The organism is Bacillus sp. MN7755 (assembly GCF_054771475.1).
In genome coordinates this window covers 477,018-502,219 of record NZ_BTRL01000012.1, presented here as the reverse complement: position 1 = coordinate 502,219, position 25,202 = coordinate 477,018, and the positions used below count along the sequence as shown (strand labels likewise).

General features: G+C 35.8%; 28 protein-coding genes and 2 pseudogenes. 27 read left to right on the top strand and 3 right to left on the bottom strand.

The annotated features are described in order from the left end of the window. The first annotated feature begins 65 nt into the window (after positions 1 to 65). The 7 genes and pseudogenes from spo0A (at position 66) to ACYVEC_RS14730 (ending at position 4,718) form a co-directional block, all read left to right on the top strand. Positions 66 to 860: a sporulation transcription factor Spo0A gene (gene spo0A, locus ACYVEC_RS14760; RefSeq protein ID WP_033686380.1), complete on the top strand. Its 795-nt coding sequence runs from the start codon at positions 66 to 68 to the stop codon at positions 858 to 860. 240 nt (positions 861 to 1,100) lie between these two features. Further along, a pseudogene (locus ACYVEC_RS14755) lies at positions 1,101 to 1,667 on the top strand (T7SS effector LXG polymorphic toxin); the annotation flags it as partial. A gap of 5 nt (positions 1,668 to 1,672) precedes the next feature. Next, entirely contained in the window at positions 1,673 to 2,095 is a 423-nt protein-coding gene (locus ACYVEC_RS14750) for an immunity 70 family protein (RefSeq protein WP_063223005.1), read from the top strand. 188 nt (positions 2,096 to 2,283) lie between these two features. Further along, complete coding sequence (locus ACYVEC_RS14745) at positions 2,284 to 2,742, top strand: SMI1/KNR4 family protein (RefSeq protein ID WP_063223006.1); 459 nt, start codon at positions 2,284 to 2,286, stop codon at positions 2,740 to 2,742. Positions 2,743 to 3,001: 259 nt separating this feature from the next. Then, positions 3,002 to 3,571 (top strand): imm11 family protein, encoded by a 570-nt coding sequence (locus ACYVEC_RS14740; RefSeq protein ID WP_063223007.1) that lies wholly within the window; start codon positions 3,002 to 3,004, stop codon positions 3,569 to 3,571. A gap of 83 nt (positions 3,572 to 3,654) precedes the next feature. Continuing rightward, positions 3,655 to 3,753: pseudogene (locus ACYVEC_RS14735) on the top strand (sporulation initiation factor Spo0A C-terminal domain-containing protein); the annotation flags it as partial. A gap of 401 nt (positions 3,754 to 4,154) precedes the next feature. Next, positions 4,155 to 4,718, top strand: coding sequence for a PRK06770 family protein (locus tag ACYVEC_RS14730; RefSeq protein WP_063223008.1), 564 nt, complete (start codon positions 4,155 to 4,157; stop codon positions 4,716 to 4,718). 239 nt (positions 4,719 to 4,957) lie between these two features. Here ACYVEC_RS14730 and ACYVEC_RS14725 read toward each other — a convergent pair whose 3' ends face one another. After that, complete coding sequence (locus ACYVEC_RS14725) at positions 4,958 to 5,104, bottom strand: YycC family protein (RefSeq protein WP_001247671.1); 147 nt, start codon at positions 5,102 to 5,104, stop codon at positions 4,958 to 4,960. 50 nt (positions 5,105 to 5,154) lie between these two features. Here ACYVEC_RS14725 and ACYVEC_RS14720 point away from each other — a divergent pair, with 50 nt between their 5' ends. Further along, the gene (locus ACYVEC_RS14720) at positions 5,155 to 5,883 is read left to right on the top strand and encodes a glycerophosphodiester phosphodiesterase (RefSeq protein ID WP_275719458.1); all 729 of its coding nucleotides are present in this window, start codon (positions 5,155 to 5,157) and stop codon (positions 5,881 to 5,883) included. A 49-nt stretch (positions 5,884 to 5,932) separates the two neighbouring features. On the opposite strand, the gene ACYVEC_RS14715 is transcribed toward ACYVEC_RS14720, so the two are convergent. After that, positions 5,933 to 6,166 carry a DUF2627 domain-containing protein gene (locus ACYVEC_RS14715; RefSeq protein ID WP_001190187.1) on the bottom strand — a complete coding sequence of 78 codons (234 nt, stop codon included), beginning with the start codon at positions 6,164 to 6,166 and terminating at the stop codon, positions 5,933 to 5,935. A gap of 136 nt (positions 6,167 to 6,302) precedes the next feature. Between ACYVEC_RS14715 and ACYVEC_RS14710 the strand changes: the two genes are divergently transcribed. The 18 genes from ACYVEC_RS14710 to ACYVEC_RS14625 all read left to right on the top strand — a co-directional run bounded on the left by ACYVEC_RS14710 (position 6,303) and on the right by ACYVEC_RS14625 (position 24,274). After that, a complete protein-coding gene (locus ACYVEC_RS14710) occupies positions 6,303 to 8,375 on the top strand; it encodes a sigma-54 interaction domain-containing protein (RefSeq protein ID WP_199677493.1) in 2,073 nt (690 codons plus the stop codon). 195 nt (positions 8,376 to 8,570) lie between these two features. Then, complete coding sequence (gene yqiS, locus ACYVEC_RS14705; RefSeq protein WP_063223011.1) at positions 8,571 to 9,470, top strand: phosphate butyryltransferase; 900 nt, start codon at positions 8,571 to 8,573, stop codon at positions 9,468 to 9,470. A gap of 34 nt (positions 9,471 to 9,504) precedes the next feature. Further along, positions 9,505 to 10,605: a leucine dehydrogenase gene (locus ACYVEC_RS14700; protein WP_063223012.1), complete on the top strand. Its 1,101-nt coding sequence runs from the start codon at positions 9,505 to 9,507 to the stop codon at positions 10,603 to 10,605. Between the two features lie 87 nt (positions 10,606 to 10,692). Next, the gene (buk, locus tag ACYVEC_RS14695) at positions 10,693 to 11,796 is read left to right on the top strand and encodes a butyrate kinase (protein ID WP_060632217.1); all 1,104 of its coding nucleotides are present in this window, start codon (positions 10,693 to 10,695) and stop codon (positions 11,794 to 11,796) included. A 4-nt stretch (positions 11,797 to 11,800) separates the two neighbouring features. Then, positions 11,801 to 13,222: a dihydrolipoyl dehydrogenase gene (lpdA, locus tag ACYVEC_RS14690; protein WP_063223013.1), complete on the top strand. Its 1,422-nt coding sequence runs from the start codon at positions 11,801 to 11,803 to the stop codon at positions 13,220 to 13,222. 27 nt (positions 13,223 to 13,249) lie between these two features. Then, positions 13,250 to 14,251 (top strand): 3-methyl-2-oxobutanoate dehydrogenase subunit alpha, encoded by a 1,002-nt coding sequence (gene bfmBAA, locus ACYVEC_RS14685; RefSeq protein ID WP_063223014.1) that lies wholly within the window; start codon positions 13,250 to 13,252, stop codon positions 14,249 to 14,251. 13 nt (positions 14,252 to 14,264) lie between these two features. Next, positions 14,265 to 15,248, top strand: a complete 984-nt coding sequence (gene bfmBAB / locus ACYVEC_RS14680; protein ID WP_000290070.1) for a 3-methyl-2-oxobutanoate dehydrogenase subunit beta — start codon at positions 14,265 to 14,267, stop codon at positions 15,246 to 15,248. A gap of 15 nt (positions 15,249 to 15,263) precedes the next feature. Further along, positions 15,264 to 16,580, top strand: coding sequence for a dihydrolipoamide acetyltransferase family protein (locus ACYVEC_RS14675; protein WP_000257655.1), 1,317 nt, complete (start codon positions 15,264 to 15,266; stop codon positions 16,578 to 16,580). Positions 16,581 to 16,920: 340 nt separating this feature from the next. Continuing rightward, positions 16,921 to 18,099 (top strand): FtsW/RodA/SpoVE family cell cycle protein, encoded by a 1,179-nt coding sequence (locus tag ACYVEC_RS14670; RefSeq protein ID WP_063223015.1) that lies wholly within the window; start codon positions 16,921 to 16,923, stop codon positions 18,097 to 18,099. A 166-nt stretch (positions 18,100 to 18,265) separates the two neighbouring features. Continuing rightward, a complete protein-coding gene (locus ACYVEC_RS14665; protein WP_063223016.1) occupies positions 18,266 to 18,730 on the top strand; it encodes an NUDIX hydrolase in 465 nt (154 codons plus the stop codon). A 123-nt stretch (positions 18,731 to 18,853) separates the two neighbouring features. Then, positions 18,854 to 19,261, top strand: a complete 408-nt coding sequence (locus ACYVEC_RS14660) for a YjdF family protein (protein ID WP_063223017.1) — start codon at positions 18,854 to 18,856, stop codon at positions 19,259 to 19,261. Positions 19,262 to 19,404: 143 nt separating this feature from the next. Then, positions 19,405 to 19,818, top strand: a complete 414-nt coding sequence (locus tag ACYVEC_RS14655; RefSeq protein ID WP_001979317.1) for a BrxA/BrxB family bacilliredoxin — start codon at positions 19,405 to 19,407, stop codon at positions 19,816 to 19,818. 249 nt (positions 19,819 to 20,067) lie between these two features. Then, the gene (locus ACYVEC_RS14650) at positions 20,068 to 20,847 is read left to right on the top strand and encodes a transporter substrate-binding domain-containing protein (protein WP_063223018.1); all 780 of its coding nucleotides are present in this window, start codon (positions 20,068 to 20,070) and stop codon (positions 20,845 to 20,847) included. A gap of 36 nt (positions 20,848 to 20,883) precedes the next feature. Then, entirely contained in the window at positions 20,884 to 21,543 is a 660-nt protein-coding gene (locus ACYVEC_RS14645; protein ID WP_001046917.1) for an amino acid ABC transporter permease, read from the top strand. Next, the gene (locus ACYVEC_RS14640) at positions 21,536 to 22,258 is read left to right on the top strand and encodes an amino acid ABC transporter ATP-binding protein (protein ID WP_000590218.1); all 723 of its coding nucleotides are present in this window, start codon (positions 21,536 to 21,538) and stop codon (positions 22,256 to 22,258) included. The genes ACYVEC_RS14645 and ACYVEC_RS14640 overlap by 8 nt, the downstream gene beginning before the upstream one ends. A 100-nt stretch (positions 22,259 to 22,358) precedes the next feature. Next, the gene (locus ACYVEC_RS14635) at positions 22,359 to 23,327 is read left to right on the top strand and encodes an aromatic acid exporter family protein (protein ID WP_063223019.1); all 969 of its coding nucleotides are present in this window, start codon (positions 22,359 to 22,361) and stop codon (positions 23,325 to 23,327) included. Positions 23,328 to 23,343: 16 nt separating this feature from the next. Further along, positions 23,344 to 23,904, top strand: coding sequence for a L,D-transpeptidase (locus ACYVEC_RS14630; RefSeq protein WP_063223020.1), 561 nt, complete (start codon positions 23,344 to 23,346; stop codon positions 23,902 to 23,904). 130 nt (positions 23,905 to 24,034) lie between these two features. Next, complete coding sequence (locus tag ACYVEC_RS14625) at positions 24,035 to 24,274, top strand: DUF3894 domain-containing protein (RefSeq protein ID WP_029439874.1); 240 nt, start codon at positions 24,035 to 24,037, stop codon at positions 24,272 to 24,274. 72 nt (positions 24,275 to 24,346) lie between these two features. Here the strand turns inward: ACYVEC_RS14625 and prli42 are convergent, their stop codons facing one another. Continuing rightward, the gene (gene prli42, locus ACYVEC_RS14620; RefSeq protein WP_000549038.1) at positions 24,347 to 24,439 is read right to left on the bottom strand and encodes a stressosome-associated protein Prli42; all 93 of its coding nucleotides are present in this window, start codon (positions 24,437 to 24,439) and stop codon (positions 24,347 to 24,349) included. A gap of 188 nt (positions 24,440 to 24,627) precedes the next feature. Between prli42 and ACYVEC_RS14615 the strand changes: the two genes are divergently transcribed. Next, entirely contained in the window at positions 24,628 to 25,173 is a 546-nt protein-coding gene (locus ACYVEC_RS14615; RefSeq protein ID WP_063223021.1) for a GNAT family N-acetyltransferase, read from the top strand. Positions 25,174 to 25,202 lie beyond the last annotated feature (29 nt).

The following is a 25,202-nucleotide window of genomic DNA, read 5'->3' as shown; positions in this document are numbered from 1 at the left end:
AACAATTCATGTAGCCTAGAAGGATACACATGTCGGAGAATCGATTCGGTAAGGGAGGAAAAGCTGTGGAGAAAATTAAAGTATGTCTTGTGGATGATAATAAAGAATTAGTATCAATGTTAGAGAGTTATGTAGCTGCTCAAGATGATATGGAAGTAATCGGTACTGCTTATAATGGTCAAGAGTGTTTAAATTTATTAAAAGATAAGCAGCCGGATGTACTTGTTTTAGATATTATTATGCCACATTTAGATGGTTTAGCTGTACTAGAGAAAATGCGACATATTGAAAGGTTAAGACAGCCTAGCGTAATTATGTTGACAGCATTTGGACAAGAAGATGTGACGAAAAAAGCAGTTGATTTAGGTGCTTCCTATTTCATATTAAAACCATTTGATATGGAGAATTTAACGAGTCATATTCGTCAAGTAAGCGGTAAGGCAAACGCTACTATTAAACGTCCACTTCCATCTTTCCGTTCAGCAACGACAATAGATGGAAAGCCGAAAAACTTAGATGCGAGCATTACGAGTATCATTCATGAAATTGGTGTGCCTGCTCATATTAAAGGATATATGTACTTAAGGGAAGCAATCTCTATGGTGTATAACGATATAGAATTACTTGGATCTATTACGAAAGTATTGTATCCAGATATCGCGAAAAAATATAATACAACAGCAAGCCGTGTCGAGCGCGCAATCCGTCACGCAATTGAAGTAGCATGGAGTCGTGGGAATATTGATTCTATTTCGTCCTTATTCGGTTATACAGTATCCATGTCAAAAGCAAAACCTACGAATTCTGAATTTATCGCAATGGTTGCGGATAAGCTGAGACTTGAACATAAAGCTTCGTAAACGCTGTAGTATCAAGGTGTTAAGCGTATTTCATAATAAAATTTAATAACCAACGAATTACGTATGTAGGCAATAAAGTACATAGGTAATTGGCGGTTAATTTAAAAACCTCTTAATTATTGGGATTTTAATTCCGATAATTAAGAGGTTTTTTGTTGATAAAAAGCACGCAATTATCATATCGAGATTTAGGTGATTTATCCCGCATTAACGGGCGATAAGACTCCTATCTTAAAATTCGGCGGGAAAGGTCTTGATAAGGCTTCTAAACTTGCTAGAGGAGTAGGTATGTACAAAGTAACTGAAGCTTTTCCACCACGTTTACAGCCTGTTTTTGCAGGTGGTGGTCTAACTGGTGAAACAATACTTAATACATTACCACCATCGGGACACTGGGGTAATTATTTAAGTGGTTATTCTATGTTTGCTAGACCATCTTGGAGACAGTCAGAACTTGACGTAGGTAAGGAATATCCTGATTATGACGACCAAGTTGCTTTTAAAGATAGAGAAGAAGTTTCAAAGGTTACAAAAGGTAGTACAAGACCTGATTTTTACACAGAGGGTCACAGCTTAGAAGTGAAAAATTACGACTTGTCTACCTTGTCAAAAAGAAGTAACCTAGTTAGAGTGATTGTTAAACAAGTTAATGATAGGGTTGATAATTTACCTATAGATACAAAGCAAACCGTCATTATTAATATACGAGGGCAAACTGTTCCTGAAGATGCTTTATTTGATATTGTAAGAAAAATAAGAGAAAAGTCTAAAGAAACACCAGAGGTAATATTTAAGCGAGAGGATTGATATTAATGGCAGTAGGATTTAAAGTAGATATATTTTTCTATGAAACAGGACACCCTGATTTTTTACATAGTTTTTTTTCAACAATGTCATATCATACAGAACCTGAAGGTTGGGGCACTAAATACCCAATATTAATGAAGAATTTATATTTTGACAAGTTAAGTTGGGAAGACACAGAGGAAGCACTTCAAAATGTAGAGGAGATAAGAGAAGTTTTAAGTACATTACCTCCAGCGGAAGTCATTTGGGATATTGAGGACGTGGAAAGACAGCCACCTTGGGGGAATAAAATTCCTGATAAAATAACTAGTTTGGCAAATTATCATGCTACTCCAACAGGTACAACTTTCTTAGATTTACTAAGCAATGCTTTAAACGTTGCAAAAAGAAACAAAATTGATGTAACAGTTTCAAATCTAGGTAAATAAATCGTGCTGAATATTTTAGAGTTTTCTTTGAGGGATTTTATAAAAAGAGAGTTTCTGGCTTACGTGATTTTGAAGAAGAATAATCAATTATGAATAAGTTATTTCATAAATATACTAACGAATTAGATTTACACCTACATCATTAGAGGATATCACTTCAATTGAATCTAACGGCGGTAGTAAAAGTTATGTTTGATTTTTTGAAAAAGTGTGTTGCAGCTGATGAAAGTATAAAATCTGACCAAACACCTATTTTCTATCCTTTAAAAAGTGAAGAGATAGAGGAAGTAGAAGATTTATTAAAAATGAAATTTCCTAAAGAATTGAAAAATTTTTATGAAGAAATTGGTTATGGTTTTTTAGAGGCATCAAGTAAGTTCTTTTTTAACAGATTTATGGATCCCTTTTCTGTTGTAGATTTTCGTTTGAGACAAGATATCTATGAATATAACCCTAATATAGATGGTGTAGACGATGAAGAATCATTAGTGTTTTTTGAAGTGACAGAACTTAGCTTTTTAACAATTAAATTTAAAGAGGAAAATGAATTAGGTCAATGTCCTATATATTATAGTTCAACGAAAATAGCGGATTCTTTAGAAGAATTTTTAATGAAAATGGAAGAAAATCCTGATTATTATATTTAATAGATATCAATTCTATTTCTGTAGAGTGGTGCATTATTGGTTCATCCTTTTAAGAGTTGTTTTCTAGCTTATGTGATTGCGAAGACGAATAATAATTAATTATGAATAAAAAAAGTAAGACTTATGTGAATTACGCATAAGTCTTTTTAATATATAATTAGCCTACAGTTAAGAGAACGTCTATTGAATGGTGAATTAAAATTAAATAAACCGAAGAAAGAATAATCTTATAATAGAAAAATAACAAAGGAGAGTAAAAATGAAAATTTGGGAATCAAAGAGTTCATCTGATAACTATGAGTCTTTCCAACTATTAAATTATAAAAAGAATAAGAAATATTTTGAAGGGAAATTCAACTCCACTACAATTTTACTAGATTCATGGGGAGAAATATTTATTGAATGTCTAGAAGAAGGAAATCATAGTGATTTTCCTCATTTTTGGGGAGAAACTGGTGCACCAATGGTTAGCGAACAAGCGAAAAAATTATTAGAACCTTTAATAGGTGCTAATGTTGAGTTTCTTCCACTTATTAATAATACAACAGGTGAAGTATATTATGTAGTTCATGTTTTAAATGTATTAGATGCAATTGATAGTGATAAAGCAATTTTTAAAAAACTAATTACAGGTTTAATAATAGGTTGTGAAAAATTTGCATTTACTCCTAATGTTATTCAAAATGAAATGATTTTTAAATTATATATAAATAAAAGGATTCATCCTACTGCTGTTTTTGTATCAGATGAACTTAGAAATGCAGTGTTAGAAAGTGATTTAAAAGGTTTTGAATTTGTAGAGGTATGGGATTCAGAAGCGAATATGTAAAAGAAAGCCTTAAAATAACTGATAGGAGTTAATAGCATGGACGAAAAGGTTTTAGAAATGCTTGCATATCAACGTTTAAAGCTTTCGGTTATACAGTATCCATGTCAAAAGAAAAACCTACGAATTCTGAGTTCATTGCAATGGTTGCGGATAAGCTGAGACTTGAACATAAGGCTAGCTGAGAGTAAAAGTAGTAAAGGATTTAAGTTTTAGTAAAGTTTAATAATTCTTGAAATTGATGCTCTATATCAAATTTAAAACCAAAGAACTTTTTATTTAAAGACCAATGAATTTTAGAATTCGTTGTTTTTTTTATTTTGTTGAGAAAAAGAAGGAGAAGTAATATTGATTTTATCCCGCTATTTGTAGTCGAATTGTCCGTAACAGCCTGATTGGTGAGGGGGAATAATCAGTCGGAATGAAGAAAATTCTCACTGATTAAAGTTTCACTTTATCAAAATTGTTTGGGTAAATGAAAAGAGGTTACTTAGTTTCATGGAAAATAAACCCTATTTTTAGTAATATTACATATAAGAGAGTTTTTTATAAGACAATTAAATAGGTATAGATAGGGAGAAGAGGAATGAAAAATAAAATATCAACTTGGCTAGGAATAGTAGCAACTATGGGAGTTCTTGTTGTTGCGGTTACATTTGGAATGTTAGAGCTTGCCGATAATCCAGTAGATAAAGAAGTGAGTGCTCAAATAGATAAAAAAGAAGATCTAACGATAATAGGTAGAGAAGTAGATGGAGTCTTTGTTGATGTGTATGTTACGGAAAATTCTACTGAAAGCGAAGTCATTACAGCGATGCATCACATGACTCATCAAAAAGTAGTGGTGGAACGAAAATCGGGGTCTATCCCAATGATTCAAAATAACGCTGAAAAATTAAAAAAAATCATAAATAAGAGTAGTTTTGCGAAGAAAAATGAGCTGTTAGTAATTGCTGATAGATGGGCAAAAAAAGACTTTAGTAAAATTGTAGAAGATCACAATTTTATCTCGGATGCTCAAGAAGGTAACGTTTGTAAAGCCGCTAGAGCGATGGATGCGGTAGAAGAGCAACATTATATTTTAACTACATTCGGGGAGGAAAAAGCGAAAGAATTATACGAATCAGGGGATGCTCCGCATGTTCAATAAAAAATAATATAAAGTGCTTTTAGTTTTTTTGATTATCTTAATTTAGGGGGAATAGGGACTTATAAATAAATACTCTGCTTTCTCAATGATTTGTAACAAAAAAAGAAATATGTAATTCATTATTAGATGATGCAGGACCGGCTAAATCGAATCGTAGCACATCTGTTAAAGGATTTTAGCAGGGAAGTCATCCATGATATAATAGAAAATAATAAAAAGTCCTGGAAAACAGGACTGTATTATTCTTCGTCTTTATTTTGTTTTTCTAATTCAACTAACTTTTGAATTAAAATGTGCTGCGGCATATGCATAAGTTGTTCAAGTGGAACACCTAGTGCTTTTGATAGGCGGACTGCAGTGTCTGGAGAAATTTGTAATGGTCTCATAGAAGTACCTCCTTTTTCGTATAGTATAGCATAAGATTGGGGGAGTGAGGATGACTCTTATATTTGCACATCGTGGTGCAGCAGGAACATACCCAGAAAATACAATGATTTCATTTGAAGTGGCGGAGTCTTTTAGAGCGGATGGAATTGAGCTTGATGTTCAATTAACGAAAGACGGAAAAGTTGTCGTCATTCATGATGAAACGGTGAACCGGACAACAAATGGAAAAGGTGCGGTTCGAAATTATTTATATGAGGATTTATGTAACTTAGATGCGAGTTATAAATTTGGTGATAAAGTAGGGTTTTGTAAAATACCTCTTTTAGAAGAGGTATTAGAATGGATTGAAAAAACACAGTTACTACTTAATATTGAACTTAAAAATAATAAAATTCCATACAGAGGTTTAGAGGAAGAAGTCATAACGCTTGTACGGAAATTTAATCTAGAAGATCGTGTTATATTTTCTTCATTTAATCACTACAGTATGAAAAGGTGTCATATGATGGCACCAGATATTCAAACAGCGATTTTATATCGCGAAGGTTTGCATAGTCCGTGGGCATATGCAAAAAAAATGGGGGCTACAGCAGTGCACCCTAATTATCGTTATCTTCAAGATGCCGTTGCTGAACTAACGATGGAAAGTGATGTAGAGGTTCGGCCCTATACAATTAATGAAGAAACACTTATGTTGAAATATTTTGAGATGAATATATCGGCGATTATTACGGATTATCCTGAAACGGCAAGAACGTTATTGCAAATAAAAAAATGAGACCGCGTGTAACGGTCTCATTTTTTTATTTGTAAATAGTAGGGCTTTCCTATCTTCTAAAGCGAGCTTGTACTTTATTTCGTTTACGATCTCGGTGTAAGACGAAGCCACCAAAAATATAAAACCCGAGCGCGAAGCAGAGAGCGCCGATTAAAAATTGTAACCATAGTATAGAGAGTGGAGGAAATAGAATCCCGAACACAGTATCTCTCATTAACTTAATGCCAAACACAGCTAATGAAATAGGGATGAGTGCTAATAATAGAGCAAGGTAACGCTGCATATAAACGCTCCTTTTCAGATTATTTTGTTTATTTTAATGATGTTATATGAAAAGGGGGTTTGTCAAGAGGGGGCTGAACGAGTAAGATAAGGGTGTGAAAAATTTTGCAGAGATACTTCGAGAGGAAGTGTAATATATGAAACAAAAAGTTTTAATTGTTGGTGCAGGTGAAGGTGGCAGTACACTGCTGAATCTGTTGCAAAGTTCGAATATATTTCAAATTATAGGGATTATTGATATAAATCCGATAGCAAAAGGATTGCAAATGGCTAAGGAATACGGGGTTACAATTGGAGAGAGTGTAACGCCGTTTCTTTCTATGCGCATTGATGTAATGTTTGATATGACAGGTGATGATGATTTACATAAAGAGTTATTAAAGAAAAAGCATAAAGATACTCTTCTTATACCAGGTGATATTGCGAAAATTGTTACGAGATTAGCACATGAGAAGGAAGATTTAATTGGAAAGTTAGAAGAACAGACGCAGCAAGGGGATTTAATTTTAAATTCTACGCATGACGGTATGATTGTGATCGATCGAGAGGGACAAGTTCGCCTATTTAATAAAAGTGCAGAGCGTATTATCGGGTATAAAAAGGAAGATGCGGTGGGGAAATATATTTTAGAAGTTATTCCGACTAGTAAGTTGCTTCGTATTATACGTACGAAACAAATAGAAGTGAATTATGAACTGACGTTAGAAAATGAAAAGAAAATTATTACAACCCGTATTCCGATATTAAAAGAGGGAGGCGAGGTGCAAGGGGCATTTGCGATTTTTAAAGATATAACAGAAGTGGTAGACCTTGCAGAAGAAGTTACGGATTTAAAAGAGATTCAAACGTTACTTGAGGCGATTATCAACTCCTCTGAGGAAGCAATTTCGGTCGTGGATGAAAAAGGAAGAGGGTTAGTAATTAATCCTGCTTATACGAAATTAACAGGTTTAACAGAAGAAGACATTATTGGGAAACCAGCTACAACCGATATTGTAGAAGGTGAAAGTATGCATATGAAAGTACTTCGAACACGTAGGGCGGTACGCGGCATACATATGAAGATTGGGCAGAAAAAGCGAGATGTAATTGTAAACGTAGCGCCAGTTATTGTTGATGGAATATTGAAAGGAAGCGTCGGTGTAATTCGTGACGTATCAGAAATTCAAAAGTTAACAAATGAATTGAATAGAGCAAGGCAAATTATTCGAACGTTAGAAGCGAAATATTCATTTGAGGATATTGTCGGAAATTCAGATGAAACAACGGCTGCTATTGAACAGGCGAAACTTGGGGCGAATACACCAGCAACAGTATTACTACGCGGAGAGTCAGGGACAGGTAAAGAATTATTTGCGCATGCCATCCATAATGGAAGTAATCGAAAATATAATAAGTTCGTTCGTGTAAACTGTGCGGCTATTTCGGAGACGTTGTTAGAAAGTGAATTATTCGGTTATGAGGAAGGTGCATTTTCTGGAGCGAAAAGAGGCGGGAAGCGTGGATTCTTTGAGGAAGCGAACAACGGCAGTATCTTTTTAGATGAAATAGGAGAATTGTCTGCAAATACACAAGCGAAACTCCTTCGCGTGTTGCAAGAAAAAGAGATTGTAAAAGTTGGTGGGACGAAAGCAATCCCGATAAATGTTAGGGTAATTGCGGCGACACATGTGAATTTAGAAAAGGCCATTCTAGAAGGAGAGTTTAGGGAGGATTTATATTATCGGTTAAATAAAATTCCAATTCAAATTCCATCTCTTCGTCAGCGTAAAGGGGATATACCGGCAATCGCAGAAAGATTAATTCAAAAAATAAACCAAGATTATGGCCGAAATATAGAGGGGCTCACTGATTCGGCTATTTCATATTTACAATCATATGAATGGCCAGGGAATGTGAGGGAACTTGAAAATATTTTGGGGAGAGCTATTATCTTTATGAATTATAACGAGACCTATATTGATGTACACCATTTACCACCATTACATAACGAAGAGCAGGTGGAGTCAAAGCAAACTCATTTATTACCTGAGTTAGAAGAAAAGCCACTAGAACATTTAGTAACAGAGTTTGAAGGGAATATCATTCATGAATATTTAGAGAGGTTTGGTGGAAATAAAACGCAAACTGCAAGAGCGTTAGGAATTTCGGTTCGAAATTTATATTACAAACTGGAAAAGTATGAGTGTGCAAAAAATAGCGTGCAATAAATTGCGTACCGTGCAATTTATTGCATGGTATACAAAAAGTGACAAAATAAGACAGAATCTTTTGTTATTTTCCAAAGTATTGATTTTACTGCATTTTGAATGCGTTTTCATTATTGGTAAGACCACTTTTAAAAGTTGGCACGGTATTTGCTTTATAAAAAGACGAGGGACGACGGAAAGGGTTGATTACAAAATATGAAGTTAGAACACTTAATTGATCAAGCGGCAGGCCAGCCTAAAAAAACGGTGGCTGTAGCAGTAGCTGAAGATCATGAAGTAATTGAAGCTGTAGCGAAGGCAATTACATTACAGCTAGCTCAATTTCGTCTATATGGAAATCAAGAGAAAATAATGGGGATGCTACAAGAACATGGTTTACAAACTTCAGAACATATTGAAGTGATTGCAGCAGCATCAAGTGCTGAGGCTGCAGAACTTTCTGTTAAAGCTGTAAGAAATGGCGAAGCAGATGTGCTTATGAAGGGGAACATCCCAACAGCAAATATTTTGAAAGCTGTATTAAATAAAGAGTGGGGACTTCGTAAAGGTAGTGTACTTTCACACGTTGCAGCATTTGAAGTTCCAAATTACAATCGTCTGATTTTTGTTACAGATGCAGCGATGAACATTGCACCTGATGTAACACAAAAAGCTGCTATTATACAGAATACTGTAGAAGTTGCCCGGGCAATAGGAATGGATTTGCCAAAGGTAGCGCCAATTGCAGCGGTAGAGGTTGTGAATCCTGCGATGCAAGCAACAATTGATGCAGCGATGTTAACTCAAATGAATCGTCGCGGACAAATTAAAAATTGTGTCGTTGATGGACCACTTGCTTTAGATAATGCAGTATCACAAATTGCAGCAGAACATAAAGGCATAGTAAGTGATGTAGCAGGTAAGGCAGACATTTTACTCGTCCCAACGATTGAAGCTGGAAATGTGCTATACAAATCACTCGTATACTTTGCGGATGCAAAAGTAGGAGCAATGATTGCTGGCGCAAAAGCACCGATTGTTTTAACATCTCGTGCTGATTCAGCAGAAACAAAAGTATATTCATTAGCATTGGCAGTTGCGACTGCTTCAAAATAAACCAAAAAGGGTAAAACATTAGGGGGAAACGACAATGACATTAGAAATCTTCGAATACTTAGAAAAATATGATTATGAGCAAGTAGTATTTTGTCAAGATAAAGAATCTGGTTTAAAAGCAATTATTGCAATTCATGATACAACACTTGGACCAGCTCTTGGTGGAACAAGAATGTGGACATATGATTCTGAAGAAGCGGCGATTGAAGATGCATTGCGTCTTGCAAAAGGGATGACATACAAAAACGCAGCAGCTGGTCTAAACTTAGGTGGTGCGAAAACAGTAATTATCGGTGACCCACGTAAAGATAAGAGCGAAGCGATGTTCCGTGCATTAGGACGCTATATTCAAGGGCTAAACGGACGTTATATTACAGCTGAAGATGTTGGTACAACAGTAGATGATATGGATATTATCCACGAAGAAACTGACTTTGTAACAGGTATTTCACCATCATTCGGTTCTTCTGGTAACCCATCTCCAGTAACTGCATACGGTGTTTACCGTGGTATGAAAGCAGCTGCGAAAGAGGCTTTCGGTACTGATAATTTAGAAGGAAAAGTAATTGCTGTTCAAGGTGTTGGTAATGTAGCATACCACCTATGCAAACATTTACACGCTGAAGGAGCAAAATTAATCGTTACAGATATAAATAAAGAAGCTGTACAACGTGCAGTAGAAGAGTTTGGTGCGGCAGCAGTTGAACCAAATGAAATTTACGGTGTTGAATGTGATATTTACGCACCATGTGCATTAGGTGCAACAGTTAATGATGAAACTATTTCACAACTTAAAGCAAAAGTAATCGCAGGTTCTGCAAATAACCAATTAAAAGAAGATCGTCACGGTGACATCATTCATGAAATGGGTATTGTATACGCACCAGACTATGTTATTAATGCAGGTGGCGTAATTAACGTAGCAGACGAATTATATGGATACAATAGAGAACGTGCACTAAAACGTGTTGAGTCTATCTATGACACAATTGCAAAAGTAATCGAAATTTCAAAACGTGATGGCATACCAACTTATGTAGCAGCAGATCGTCTAGCTGAAGAGCGCATTGCAAGCTTGAAAAACTCTCGTAGCACATACTTACGCAACGGTCATGACATTATTAGCCGTCGCTAATCATTCATATATAACTTTTACAAAAGGTGTGGTTACCTCTTATGAGGTTTCCACTTCCTTTTAAATTTATTAGTGGAGGTAGCAACATTGTCTGTAAATCGAATTCTTGTTATTAACCCAGGTAGTACATCCACAAAAATTGGTGTTTTTGATAATGAAAGACCTGTTCTAGAAGAAACGATTCGTCATGACGTAGAACAGATTGGAAAATATAAGCGAATTATTGACCAATATGAGTTTCGTAAAGAAACGATTTTAGAAGTTCTACATTCTCATGGTATTAACATTTCAAAATTAAACGCTGTTTGTGGGCGTGGTGGATTACTTCGTCCAATCGAAGGCGGTACGTATACAGTAAACGATGCGATGTTAGAAGATTTGAAAAATGGGTTTAGTGGTCATCACGCTTCAAACCTAGGAGGCATTTTAGCCTATGAAATTGCTTCTGGATTAAATATTCCTGCATTCATTGTGGACCCTGTCGTTGTAGATGAGATGGAGCCAATTGCTCGTATCAGCGGTATTGCTGGTATGGAACGCAAAAGTATCTTCCATGCATTAAATCAAAAAGCGGTTGCTCGTAAAGTAGCTGATCAATTAAATCACAAATACGAGGATTTAAATTTATTAGTTACACATATGGGCGGCGGTATTACAGTTGGTGCTCATAAAAAAGGAAAAGTTATCGATGTAAATAATGGCTTAAACGGAGAAGGACCATTTAGCCCAGAGCGTGCTGGTACAGTACCAGTAGGACAGCTAGTTGAAATGTGTTTCTCTGGTGAGTATTACCGAGACGAAATGGTGAAACAGCTTGTCGGACAAGGTGGACTTGTAAGTCTAATCGGTACAAATGATGCGATTAAAGTAGAACAAATGGTTGAAAAAGGTGATCCTGAAGCAACTCTTATTTATAAAGCAATGGCATATCAAGTTGCGAAAGAAATTGGCGGAGCTAGTGCTGTGCTTCACGGGAAAATCGATGCAATCGTATTAACTGGTGGACTTGCGTACAGTAAAATTCTTGTTGATGAAATAAAAGAACGAGTGGACTGGATTGCAGATGTTATCGTACATCCAGGGGAAGATGAGTTAGAAGCGTTAGCAGAAGGGGCACTTCGTGTATTACGTGAAGAAGAAGCGCCGAAAGAGTATGTTGTAAGAGAAAAACAAACAGTAGCTAGGGGTTGAGATAATGGCAAGAGAATATGATTTAGTCATCGTTGGCGGTGGTACAGGTGGATATGTTGCTGCTATTCGCGCATCACAACTAGGATTAAAAACAGCACTTGTTGAAAAAGAAAATCTTGGTGGTACTTGTTTACACAAAGGATGTATTCCTAGTAAAGCTCTTTTACGTAGTGCAGAAGTATACGCAACTGCTAAAAAAGGAGAAGAGTTCGGAGTTATTGCAAGTAATGTAGAACTAAACTTTGCTAAAGTACAAGAGCGCAAAGAAAAGATTGTAACGCAGCTTCATAAAGGCGTTCAGCATTTAATGAAACAAGGTAAAATTGATGTGTTTGAAGGTATTGGCCGTATTCTTGGCCCATCTATTTTCTCTCCAATGCCAGGTACAATTTCAGTTGAACTTGCAAGTGGAGAAGAAAATGAAATGTTAATTCCAAAAAATGTACTTGTTGCAACAGGTTCTCGTCCAAATTCATTACCAGGTTTAGAGTTAGACGGAGAGTACGTAATGTCTTCCGATCACGCTCTAAAAATGGAAACGCTTCCTAGTTCGATTATTATCGTTGGTGGCGGTGTAATCGGTATTGAGTGGGCGTCTATGCTTGCTGACTTCGGTGTAGAAGTTACAGTGTTAGAGTATGCGAAAACGATATTACCACTAGAGGATCAGGACGTTTCAAAAGAAATGCAACGTCTATTCAAGAAAAAAGGTATTAAAGTGGTAACTGGTGCAAAAGTATTACCAGAAACATTGGTAAAAGATAATGGAGTAACAATTCAAGCTGAACATAACGGTGAGAATAAAGAATTTAAAGCAGAAAAAATGCTTGTATCTGTAGGAAGACAAGCTAATACGCAAAATATTGGTTTAGAGAATACAGATATCGTTGTGGAAAAAGGATACATTCAAACAAATGAGTTTTATCAAACGAAAGAATCTCATATTTACGCAATTGGAGATGTAATCGGTGGCTTACAGCTTGCTCACGTTGCTTCTCATGAAGGAATTGTTGCAGTAGAACATATTGCTGGTAAAGAAGTTACACCAATCGATTATTCTATGGTATCAAAATGCGTATATAGCAGTCCAGAAGTTGCTTCTGTTGGTTTAACAGAACAAGAAGCGAAAGAAAAAGGCTATAAGTTAAAAGTAGGTAAGTTCTCATTCCGTGCAATCGGAAAAGCACTTGTATACGGAGAATCTGATGGATTTGTAAAACTTGTAGTTGATGAAGAAACAAATGACATTCTTGGTGTTCATATGATTGGACCACATGTAACAGATATGATTTCTGAAGCTGGTCTTGCAAGAGTACTTGATGCAACACCTTGGGAAGTAGCACATACAATTCATCCGCATCCATCATTATCTGAGGCGATTGGTGAAGCAGCATTAGCTGTAGATGGAAAAGCGTTACACGCATAAAAATGTGGATTTAGGAGGTTATGAAAAATGGCAGAAGTAAAAGAAAAGCGCCATGAAGAGCTTGGCTTAAGTGATGAGCAAGTATTAGAAATGTTCCGTACGATGTTACTTGCACGTAAAATTGACGAACGTATGTGGTTATTAAACCGTGCTGGTAAAATTCCATTCGTAATTTCTTGTCAAGGACAAGAGGCTGCACAAGTTGGGGCAGCGTTCGCTCTTGATAGAGAAAAAGATTATGCATTACCATACTACCGTGATATGGGTGTTGTACTAGCGTTTGGTATGACAGCTAAAGAACTTATGTTGTCTGCTTTCGCGAAAGCTGGAGATCCAAACTCTGGTGGTCGTCAAATGCCTGGTCACTTCGGTCAAAAGAAAAATCGTATTGTTACAGGTTCATCTCCAGTAACAACGCAAGTACCACATGCAGTTGGTATTGCACTAGCTGGAAAAATGGAGAAGAAAGATTTAGTAACGTTTGTTACATTCGGAGAAGGTTCTTCAAACCAAGGTGACTTCCATGAAGGAGCAAACTTTGCTGGTGTACACAAACTACCTGTTATTTTCATGTGTGAAAATAATAAATATGCAATCTCTATTCCGGTTGAAAAACAATTAGCATGTAAAAACGTAGCAGATCGTGCAATTGGTTACGGTATGCCTGGATATACAATAGACGGAAACGATCCGCTTGCAGTGTATAAAGCTGTGAAAGAAGCGGCAGATCGCGGTCGTCGTGGTGAAGGCCCGACTTTAATTGAAACAGTATCATATCGTTTAACAGCACATTCTAGTGACGATGATGATCGTGTTTATCGTGATAAAGAAGAAGTAGAAGAAGCGAAGAAAAAAGATTCAATTATAACATTTGCAGCTTATTTAAAAGAAGCTGGTGTGTTAACTGAGGAATCTGAAAAACAAATGTTAGACGAAATTATGCATATCGTAAATGAAGCAACAGAATATGCAGAAAATGCTCCGTATGCAGCACCTGAAGATGCATTGAAGCACGTATACGCAGAATAGGGGGGAACGTTTCATGGCTGTAATGTCTTATATTGATGCTATTACATTAGCAATGCGCGAAGAAATGGAACGCGATGAGAAAGTATTCGTTTTAGGAGAAGATGTTGGTAAAAAAGGTGGCGTGTTTAAAGCGACACACGGTTTGTATGATCAATTTGGTGAAGATCGTGCGCTTGATGCACCGCTTGCAGAATCTGCAATCGCTGGGGTAGCAATTGGTGCTGCAATGTATGGTATGCGTCCAATCGCTGAAATGCAGTTTGCTGATTTTATCATGCCAGCAGTAAACCAAATTGTTTCTGAGGCAGCAAAAATTCGTTATCGTTCTAACAACGATTGGACTTGTCCAGTTACAATTCGTGCACCATTTGGCGGAGGCGTTCACGGTGCATTGTATCATTCACAATCTGTAGAAGCGATGTTTGCAAACCAACCAGGTTTAAAAATTGTTATCCCTTCTACACCATATGATGCAAAAGGCTTACTAAAAGCTGCCATTCGTGATGAAGATCCAGTATTATTCTTTGAACATAAACGTGCATATCGCTTAATTAAAGGTGAAGTACCAGAAGATGACTACGTATTACCAATCGGAAAAGCAGATGTAAAACGCGAAGGTGATGATATTACTGTTATCACATACGGATTATGTGTTCATTTTGCTCTTCAAGCAGCTGAAAAGTTAGCACAGGACGGCATCTCTGCACACATTCTTGATTTACGTACTGTATATCCATTAGATAAAGAAGCAATCATTGAAGCTGCTTCTAAAACAGGTAAAGTTCTTCTTGTAACAGAAGACAATAAAGAAGGAAGTATTATAAGTGAAGTGGCAGCAATTATTGCTGAAAACTGTCTGTTTGATTTAGATGCGCCAATCGCACGTCTTGCAGGTCCAGACGTTCCAGCAATGCCATATGCACCAACAATGGAAAAATTCTTTATGGTAAATCCAGATAAAGTTGAAAAAGCAATGCGTGAACTTGCGGAATTTTAATCGGGGGGACTATACATGGCTGTAGAAAATATTACAATGCCTCAGCTCGGGGAGAGCGTTACAGAGGGTACAATTAGTAAATGGCTCGTTAATGTTGGCGATCACGTAAATAAGTATGATCCGCTTGCAGAAGTAATGACTGATAAAGTAAATGCTGAAGTACCATCTTCTTTTACTGGTATTGTGAAAGAGTTAATCGCTGGTGAAGGTGATACGTTAGCTGTAGGTGAAGTAGTTTGTGTGATTCAAGTAGAAGGCGCAGATGAAGTAGCAGCAACAGCTGTTGAGGAAAAAACGAAAGAAGAACCAAAGGCAGAAGTAGCTACGCCTGAAAAAGCACCGAAAGCAAAACAACCAACTGATGGAAAACCACGTTTTTCACCAGCTGTGTTAAAACTTGCGGGTGAGCATAATGTGGATTTAGATTTAGTAGAAGGTACGGGAGCAAATGGCCGTATCACTCGTAAAGATATTTTAAAGCTAGTGGAATCTGGAAATATTCCGCAAGCAGGTGCAAAGAAAGAGGAAGCGGTAGCGGCAGTAGTAGAAGCGCGTCCAGAAGCACCAAAAGCAGCGCCGGTAGCACAAAAAGTAGAAGCTGCAAAACCAGTTTCTGTACCGACAATGCCTGGCGATATCGAAATTCCAGTAACAGGTGTGCGTAAAGCAATTGCAGCGAACATGTTACGTAGTAAACACGAAGCGCCACATGCTTGGATGATGATTGAAGTAGATGTGACAAACCTTGTGTCATACCGTAATTCAATTAAAGGGGATTTCAAGAAGCGTGAAGGCTTTAACTTAACGTTCTTTGCTTTCTTCGTAAAAGCAGTGGCACAAGCGTTAAAAGAATATCCTCAAATTAATTCAATGTGGGCTGGCGATAAAATCGTTCAGAAGAAAGATATTAACCTTTCTATCGCTGTTGCAACAGAGGATGAACTATTTGTACCAGTAATTAAACACGCGGACGAGAAGACGATTAAAGGTATCGCTCGTGAAATTACAGAACTTGCAGGAAAAGTACGTACGAAATCGTTAAAAGCGGACGAAATGCAAGGCGGAACATTTACAATTAATAACACTGGATCATTCGGTTCTGTTCAATCTATGGGTATTATTAATTACCCACAAGCGGCTATTTTACAAGTTGAATCAATTGTAAAACGTCCAGTAATTATGGATAATGGTATGTTCGGTGCTCGCGATATGGTTAACTTATGTTTATCACTTGATCACCGTGTATTAGATGGCTTAATTTGTGGTAAATTCTTAGGACGTGTAAAAGAAATTTTAGAAAATACGTCAGAAAATAATACATCTGTATATTAATAAAAAGCTCGCTTATGCGAGCTTTTTATCATCTCATTTCTTCATTTGCATCCTACTATATGTACAACACTTTTCCCGGTAATCTTACAATGAACGAGAATGTATTAGGAATTTACGAAAATACATTGCTGATATATGGTATATAGATATAAAATAAGGAAAGAATAATTTTTTTGGCAAATCTTACTGATGAAACTGTAGTATAATATATTGTATTGTATGAAAAAGAGAGTTATTCTATATAAGTGTTTTATAGATAATGTGTAATCAGTCGTCAAAACATGAAGAATGTTGACTCCTGGTTTTTTATTTTGCCGTAACAATGTTTCAGGAGGATGTCATGAAAAGAAGTACCGAGTTTCTAAAAAGTTTAGATGTAAAATTAATTTTAATTTTGTTTGCACTATGTGTTACGAGTATAGCTGCTATATATAGCAGTCAGCAAACCGGACAGTATGGAGATGCAAACTTTGCTATGAAACAAGGTGTTAACTACATAATTGGGGTTGTATTGTTACTTCTTGTTGCAAGCATAGACTTAGATCAATTACAAAAATTGTCTTGGCCACTTTATATTGCTGGATTTGGCTCACTTATTCTTTTGAAAATATTACCGGTTTCCACTTTCACACCTGAAAAATTAGGTGCAAAAAGGTGGTTTGTTTTTCCAGTAGCTGGACAAATTCAGCCGTCTGAGTTTTTCAAAATTTCATTGCTTCTCATAGTAGCAAGTATAGCAGTGAAACATAATGCACAGTATATGGCAAGGACATTCCAAACGGATTTGAAATTAGTAGGTAAAATTATGCTAGTGTCACTTCCACCTATGGCTGTTGTATATAGCCAACCAGATACAGGTATGGTGTTCTTATATGCTGCTGCTATTGCATGTATTTTATTTATGTCAGGTATTCAGAAAAAATTGATAGCGTTATGTACAGTTATTCCGGTGACCATATTATCTGCGTTAATATTCATTTACGTAAGATATGAGGATTTCTTCTTTAACAATTTAGTTACTTTACTAAAACCTCACCAACAATCACGTATTTTAGGTTGGTTAGATCCATTTGAACATACAGATCAAGGTTATCAAACACAGCAATCGATTTTAGCTGTAGGTAGTGGAGGAATGGAAGGTAAAGGGTTTGGTGAAGGAAGCGTCTATATCCCAGAGAAGCATACGGACTTTATTTTCGCTACTATTGCCGAAGAAGGTGGATTTATCGTAGCAGCGCTAGTTGTCTTCTTGTTCCTATTACTACTATATCGAACAATTATTATCGGTTATTCTGCTGATAATTTATTTGGTACATTATTATGTGCTGGATCTATCGGTATATTGACAGTTCAAATATTCCAAAACATCGGTATGATTGTTGGACTAATGCCTGTAAAAGGGATTGCATTACCTTTCTTATCATATGGGGGAAGTTCCTTATTCTCAAATATGATTATGATGGGTCTTATATTATCGGTACGAAAAACGTATAAAAAGTATATGTTTTCTGTTAAGTAAAAAAGCTGGTTCGTGTAAAAACGAACCAGCTTTTTTACTTATATGTTAGCTACAGTAGATGAAGCACATAAAATAAATATTTTGTTAAAAAAATGAAAAATATACGCATTTTGTCGTTTCATACATATGATACAATAGTGTAGACAACGAACAAGGAGGCGATACGATGGGATATGTAGAAGAATTACGAAAAATAGTTGGTCATCGCCCTTTAATTTTAGTTGGTGCTGTTGTACTCGTTATAAATGAAAGTGGATATGTTTTATTACAGCAACGGACAGAGCCGTACGGAAAATGGGGGCTGCCTGGCGGGCTCATGGAGCTTGGTGAATCACCAGAAGAAACAGCTTACCGCGAAGTATATGAAGAGACAGGAATAGAAGTAAAGAACCTACGATTAATCAATGTATTTTCTGGAGCGAACTATTTTACAAAATTAGCAAACGGTGATGAATTTCAATCTGTAACGACCGCTTATTATACGGATGAATACGAAGGGGATTTTGTTATGAATAAAGAAGAAGCAGTTCAGCTTAAATTTTTCCAAGTAACAGAACTACCTGAATATATTGTAGGATCTCATAAAAAAATGATTGGTGAATATATGAAGATTATGGAAAAAAAGATATAATAATAGTGAAAGAAATACAAAAACACAGTTCTGGTTGGTAGTCCAGACGCATGATTTCATGTCAGTAACCTTCCCCCTCCGGGATGTCCCGTATTTCTAATTTTTTTAAAGGAGGGGCTGTCAATGGATTTGACAGTATATCACGATGGACAATTTTTTGTAGGAATTATTACATCTAAAGAAAAAGGGAAATTGTATGGAGCGAGGTATATTTTTGGAACGGAACCTTCAGACGAAGAAGTGCTTATATTTGTGAACGGTTCAATGTTAGCGTATTTTCAGCACTTTGCAAAATGTGGTGTGGAAGTGAAAGAAAAACAGCGTCCCAAAAATATAAAGCGAATCATACGACAAGCAGCAAAAGAAGTAAATGTAAACCGTTTTACTAAGGCGCAAGAGGCAATTAGCTTATCTTATGAACTGCATAAACAAGAAAAGAAAGTGCAATCTAAAGAGGAGCGAGAAGCTGAAAAACAAAGAATGCGTTTAATCAAATTACAAAAAGCAAAGCAAAAACATCGTGGTCATTAAAAAAAAGGTGTTAGAGTCCTGCTCTAACACCTTTTCTATACCTAAATACAAGTAAACTTACTTGTATTTCATAAACATTAACTGGTAAGATACAAATAGATAGTTTTAGAGGAGGGAAAAGATTGATTAATTTTAACTTTTTTATGAATGATGTTGTCCGCCAAGCGCGTGAAGAGATTGTCTCTGCTGGATATACAGAATTAACGACGCCGGAAGCAGTAGAAGAAGCGTTTAAAAGAAATGGAACAACACTTGTAATGGTAAACTCTGTATGTGGTTGTGCAGGTGGCATCGCTCGTCCTGCTGCTGCGCATTCCGTACATTATGATAAACGTCCTAACCATCTTGTAACGGTGTTTGCAGGTCAAGATAAAGAAGCAACAGCAAGAGCTCGTGAATATTTCGAAGGGTATCCACCTTCTTCTCCATCATTTGCGTTATTAAAAGATGGAAAAATTGTAACGATGGTAGAGCGTCATGAAATTGAAGGTCATGAACCAATGCAAGTCATTGCGAAACTACAATCTTATTTCGAAGAGAATTGCGAAGAACTATAAATAATTGAAAAGGCGCTATGCTCACAATTAAGTGGGGGTAGCGCCTTTTTTATTTATTATTCAAAACGATAGGATATACATTAGTTGGTTAATTTATGCATTTTTTTATGCATAATAAACATTGATTTAAATGATTTTTTATTTATTTTTATTTTATATATTGCATAAAAATTAAAGTGCTGATACAATACAAGCATCGAATAAATATTCTATTAAACTTTTAAATATACATTATTAGGGGGAAGAAAGATGAAGAAGTTAGTATCAATATCGTTTGCACTTATTTTAATTGTAAGTATGTTCAGTGCTTGTAGTAATGGGGAAGAAAAGGATACGGGAAAAAATAAAAAAGTACTGGTTATGGGGACTTCAGCAGATTATAAACCATATGAATACGTGGAAGCTTCAAAAAGTGATGAAATTATCGGCTTTGATGTTGATGTTGCTAAATATATCGGAAAAGAACTTGGTTATGAAGTGAAAGTGAAAGATATGGATTTTGGTGGTTTATTAGCATCTCTTAGCTCAGGAAAAGTTGATTTCGTAATGGCAGGAATGACACCAACTGCAGAGCGTAAAAATAATGTTGATTTCACAGATATTTATTTTGTTGCGAAAAACATGGTCGTTTCTAAAAAGGATTCTAACATTAAATCTGTAGAGGATTTAAAAGGGAAAAAAGTAGGGGTACAAACAGGATCTATTCAAGAAGAGAAAGCAGCAGAATTTAAAAAACAAGTAGATTTCAAAGTTGAGGGACGTGACCGTATACCAGAAATCGTACAAGAAATTAAAGCAGGTCGTTTTGATGCTGCAATTATAGAAGACACAGTTGCTAAAAATTATTTAGAGAAAATGAAAGATTTACAAGGAATTGAAATTAAAGAAGCGCCAGAAGAAGTAGGAGCAGCAATTGCCCTTCCGAAAAATAGTGATAAAACAGCTGAATTTAATAAAGTAATTAAAAAAATGCAAGAAAATGGAGAAATGGATAAATTAGTGAAGAAATGGTTTGGCAGCGAAAAATAAGCTGCCTTTCACTTTTCTGTGAGGGGAATGAAAAGAATGAACTTAGATTTTTCGGCGATTACGCCTTCGATACCGTATATATTAAAAGGTCTAGAAGTTACTTTGAAAATTGTAGCAGTGTCAGCTTTAGCGGGATTTATTTTAGGAACGTTATTAGCGCTTTGTAAAATTGCTAGAATACGAGCATTAAATATAGCGGCAGATCTTTATACATCAATTTTCCGTGGTACACCACTTGTATTGCAATTAATGATTATTTATTTCGGTGTACCGCAAATAATTGGTTATGAAATACCGGCCTTTTTAGCGGCTGTACTAGCATTTAGTTTGAATTCAGGTGCATACATGTCAGAAGTAATCCGTGCCGGCATTCAAGCAGTTGATAAAGGACAAACAGAAGCAGCAATGGCTTTAGGGATTCCTTACGGGAAAATGATGCGAAATATCATTTTTCCTCAAGCATTAAAAAATATATTACCAGCGCTTGTGAACGAGTTTGCGACACTTACGAAAGAATCGGCTGTAGTAACAGTAATAGGAGCAACGGATTTAATGCGCCGTGCTTACATTGTAGGCGGTGAGACGTTTAAATATCTGGAACCATTACTTTTTGTTGGACTCATTTATTATATGCTAGTCATTATTCTTACATTAGTCGGGAAGGCAATTGAAGGGAGAATGAAGAAAAGTGATTAAAATTGAAAACCTTCATAAATCATTTGGAAAAAACGAAGTATTAAAAGGAATTACAACAACGATTGAAAAAGGGGAAGTAGTAGCAATCATTGGACCGTCTGGATCAGGGAAATCAACATTTTTACGTTGTATGAATGTGTTAGAAGCACCGACAAATGGTCACATTTGGATTGGAACGGAAGAAGTAACGAATCCGAAAACGAATATTATGCACGTTCGTGAAAATGTCGGAATGGTATTTCAGCATTTCCACCTATTTCCTCATATGACTGTATTAGAAAATATTACGTATGCTCCTATCAATGTAAAAGGAGTAACGAAACAAGAAGCTGAAAAGAAAGCCGAAAAACTTTTAGAAAAGGTCGGTTTATTAGATAAAAAAGATACGTATCCGAATCGTCTTTCGGGAGGACAAAAGCAACGTGTAGCAATTGCGAGAGCGTTAGCGATGGAACCAGAAGTAATGTTATTTGATGAACCGACATCAGCACTAGATCCAGAAATGGTAAAAGAAGTGTTAGAAGTTATGAAATCATTAGTTACGACAGGAATGACAATGGCGATTGTTACACATGAAATGGGATTTGCAAAAGAAGTAGCAGATCGTGTTCTCTTTTTAGATGGTGGAAAACTTGTAGAAGATAGTGCGCCAGCAGAATTTTTTGCAGCACCGAAAAGCGAGCGTGCGCAACAATTTTTACAAAAAATATTGTAATATGTAAAGGTTAAGTGAATAATAAGTAGAAAAGGATGACATTGTGTCATCCTTTTTTTATACTAACTGTAAATAAGTTTATACATATAGGAGCAATGCTATGTTCAAAATTGGATACCGTACAGTAAAAACAGCAATAGGGACAGGCGCAGCAGTTTTTATTGCTCAGTTATTAGGGTTAGAATTTTATAGTTCAGCGGGTATTTTAGTTATATTATGTGTACAAAATACGAAACGTAAATCACTTCAAGTGTCGTTACATCGTTTTTTAGCTTGTGTACTATCAATGGTATTCGCGTTTTGTATATTTGAAACAATTGGTTATACACCACTTGCAATTAGTGTATTATTACTTACATTTATTCCGACTGCAGTTATGCTTAAAATTCAAGAAGGTATTGTCACGAGTTCAGTTATTGTTATGCACCTGTATTCATTGAAACAAATTACATGGCTTATTGTTGGGAACGAAATTGCGATATTAACGATAGGGATTAGCGTGGCTTTATTAGTGAATATGTATATGCCAAGTAGTGAAAATAAACTAAAAGAGTATCAGGATAAAATAGAAAGTAATTTTAAAACAATTTTGTTTGAAATGGTTGTGTATTTACGAAACAGGGAAAGTAGCTGGAGCGGGGCAGAACTTATTGAAACTGAAAATATGTTAAATGAAGCAAGGGATTTATCGTTTAAGAAACTTGAGAATGCATTTATGCGAGAAGATAGTTATTACTACCGCTATTTTAATATGCGTATGCAACAATTCGAAATTTTAGAGCGAATGATACCATTAGCTGCTTCTTTATCATGGACATATGAACAAGCTGACATGATTGCGGATGTGGTTGAAAACATTGGAAATGCCATTAGCCCGGAGAGTACTGGGGTTATTTCCTTAAGACAGCTTCAAGAAATGCGAGAGTTATTTAGAGACATGCCATTACCAGTTACACGTGAAGAATTTGAGATACGTGCGAAACTTGTTCAACTTGTGTATGAAATGGAGCAATATTTACTCATTAAAAGCCGCTTTAAGGGAAAGGATAATATAAAAGAACTTATATAGAAGGTAGGAATTGTTTATGCCGTATCTTCTCTCTTTCATATTATGCCTTTCTTTATCGCCTATTTGGCCTCTTGGTGATAATCCACGTGCCGGAGATCCTTTCATTATTGTAAATAAAGCGACAAATAAATTAGCTTATATTGACGATGGGAAAATTCAGAAGGTTTTTCCAGTAGCGACAGGGAAAACAAACGAACTAACTCCAGAGGGAACTTTTGATATTGTAATGAAAGCGAAGGACCCATATTATATTGCGAAAAATATTCCAGGTGGATCACCAAAAAATCCACTTGGATCTAGGTGGATGGGATTTAATGCCAGAGGAACTGATGGGAGTAAATATGGAATACATGGTACAAACCAACCTAGTTCAATTGGAAAGTATATTTCACAAGGGTGTATAAGAATGAAGAAAAACGATGTGGAATATTTATTTGATCGCATTCCAATTGGAACGAAAGTATGGATTGTAAAATCGAAAAAATCATTTCAGCAATTGGCAAAAGAAAAAGGAGCCATTGCATATGAAAAAGCCAACGAAAAGGTTGGCTTTTTCTATTGTAATAAGTTGTCTTGACATGTGTACATAACCATGCGTTAATGAGAGTATAGAAAGGTAAAGTGAAACTTTAATCAGTGGGAGGTTATTACCCGCTCATTATTAGCCCACACCAATCGGAGTAAAATTAGATAAAGGGGTTGCTCATATGTACTTGAATCCAAAACTTTCGTATATGCAGTTTTTTATGGGATTTCTATTTGTTATTACATTCATATTGGCAACTTTTAATATATGTTCTTATCTTGTAGCGATTGTATGTATGGCATTACTCAATCTTACTTTTGTTATTGGGGCATTTCAGCAGAAACAATATACAAGTTTTGTAATAGCGCTTGTAATGTCATTTTCCTTTAGTATTGTAGCGATTGTGCTTTATACAAAATAAACCATCTCGATTTCGAGATGGTTTATTTTTATTGTGTGTAAAAGTAAAAAAAGGACGAACACATCGTCCTTTTTACCAAAACATACTTGCGCCAGCAAGTAATGTTGTTACAAGCATAGAAATTAGCATTACATAAATCATAACTTTTTGAGCTTTTTTATGCATCGTTATACCTCCTTGCAAATCAGTACAATATCATTGTAACGAGAAATGATATTGTGGACAAGAGGAGAGAAATGACAAAATTCGAGAAGTGTGTGTAAAGTATAACAGGAAATTTGTATGTAGGTAGAGAATATATAAAATGATGGAGTATAAGTTTTTTGTTATGCAAGCTGGAGAATGGAGATACGATGATGAAAATATACGAAACAAATCGTTTGCATTTAAGAGAAATTGATGAGTCGTATGCTGAAAAAGTTCTTCAATATTACGACAGAAATCGTGAATTTTTAAAAGCTTGGGAAGAGTATAGACCGGATGATTTTTTTACGTTAGATTATCAAAAGAAAAAGTTACAAAAGGATAGAAGAGAGTTCGCAGAAGGTAAAATCATTAGGCTTTGGATTTTTAAAAAGGGTGATGATACGAAAATAATTGGGTGTATTTCATTTAATTTAATTGTTCGTGGAATTTATCAATCTTGTGTACTCAGTTATAAATTAGATAAAGCAGAGTTAAACAAAGGTTATACGACAGAAGCGCTTAGAAAAGCTATTCAAGTTGCTTTTGAAGAATTTCAATTACATCGTATAGAAGCACCTATTATGCCGCGAAACTTAGCATCTATACAAGTAGTGACGAAGATAGGCTTTCAATATGAGGGCGTGTCTAGAAAGATGTTAATGGTTAATGGAGTGTGGGAAGATCATATGCGCTGGGTATTGTTAAATGAGTAATAGAAAGCAGATGGTTATCTAGACATATA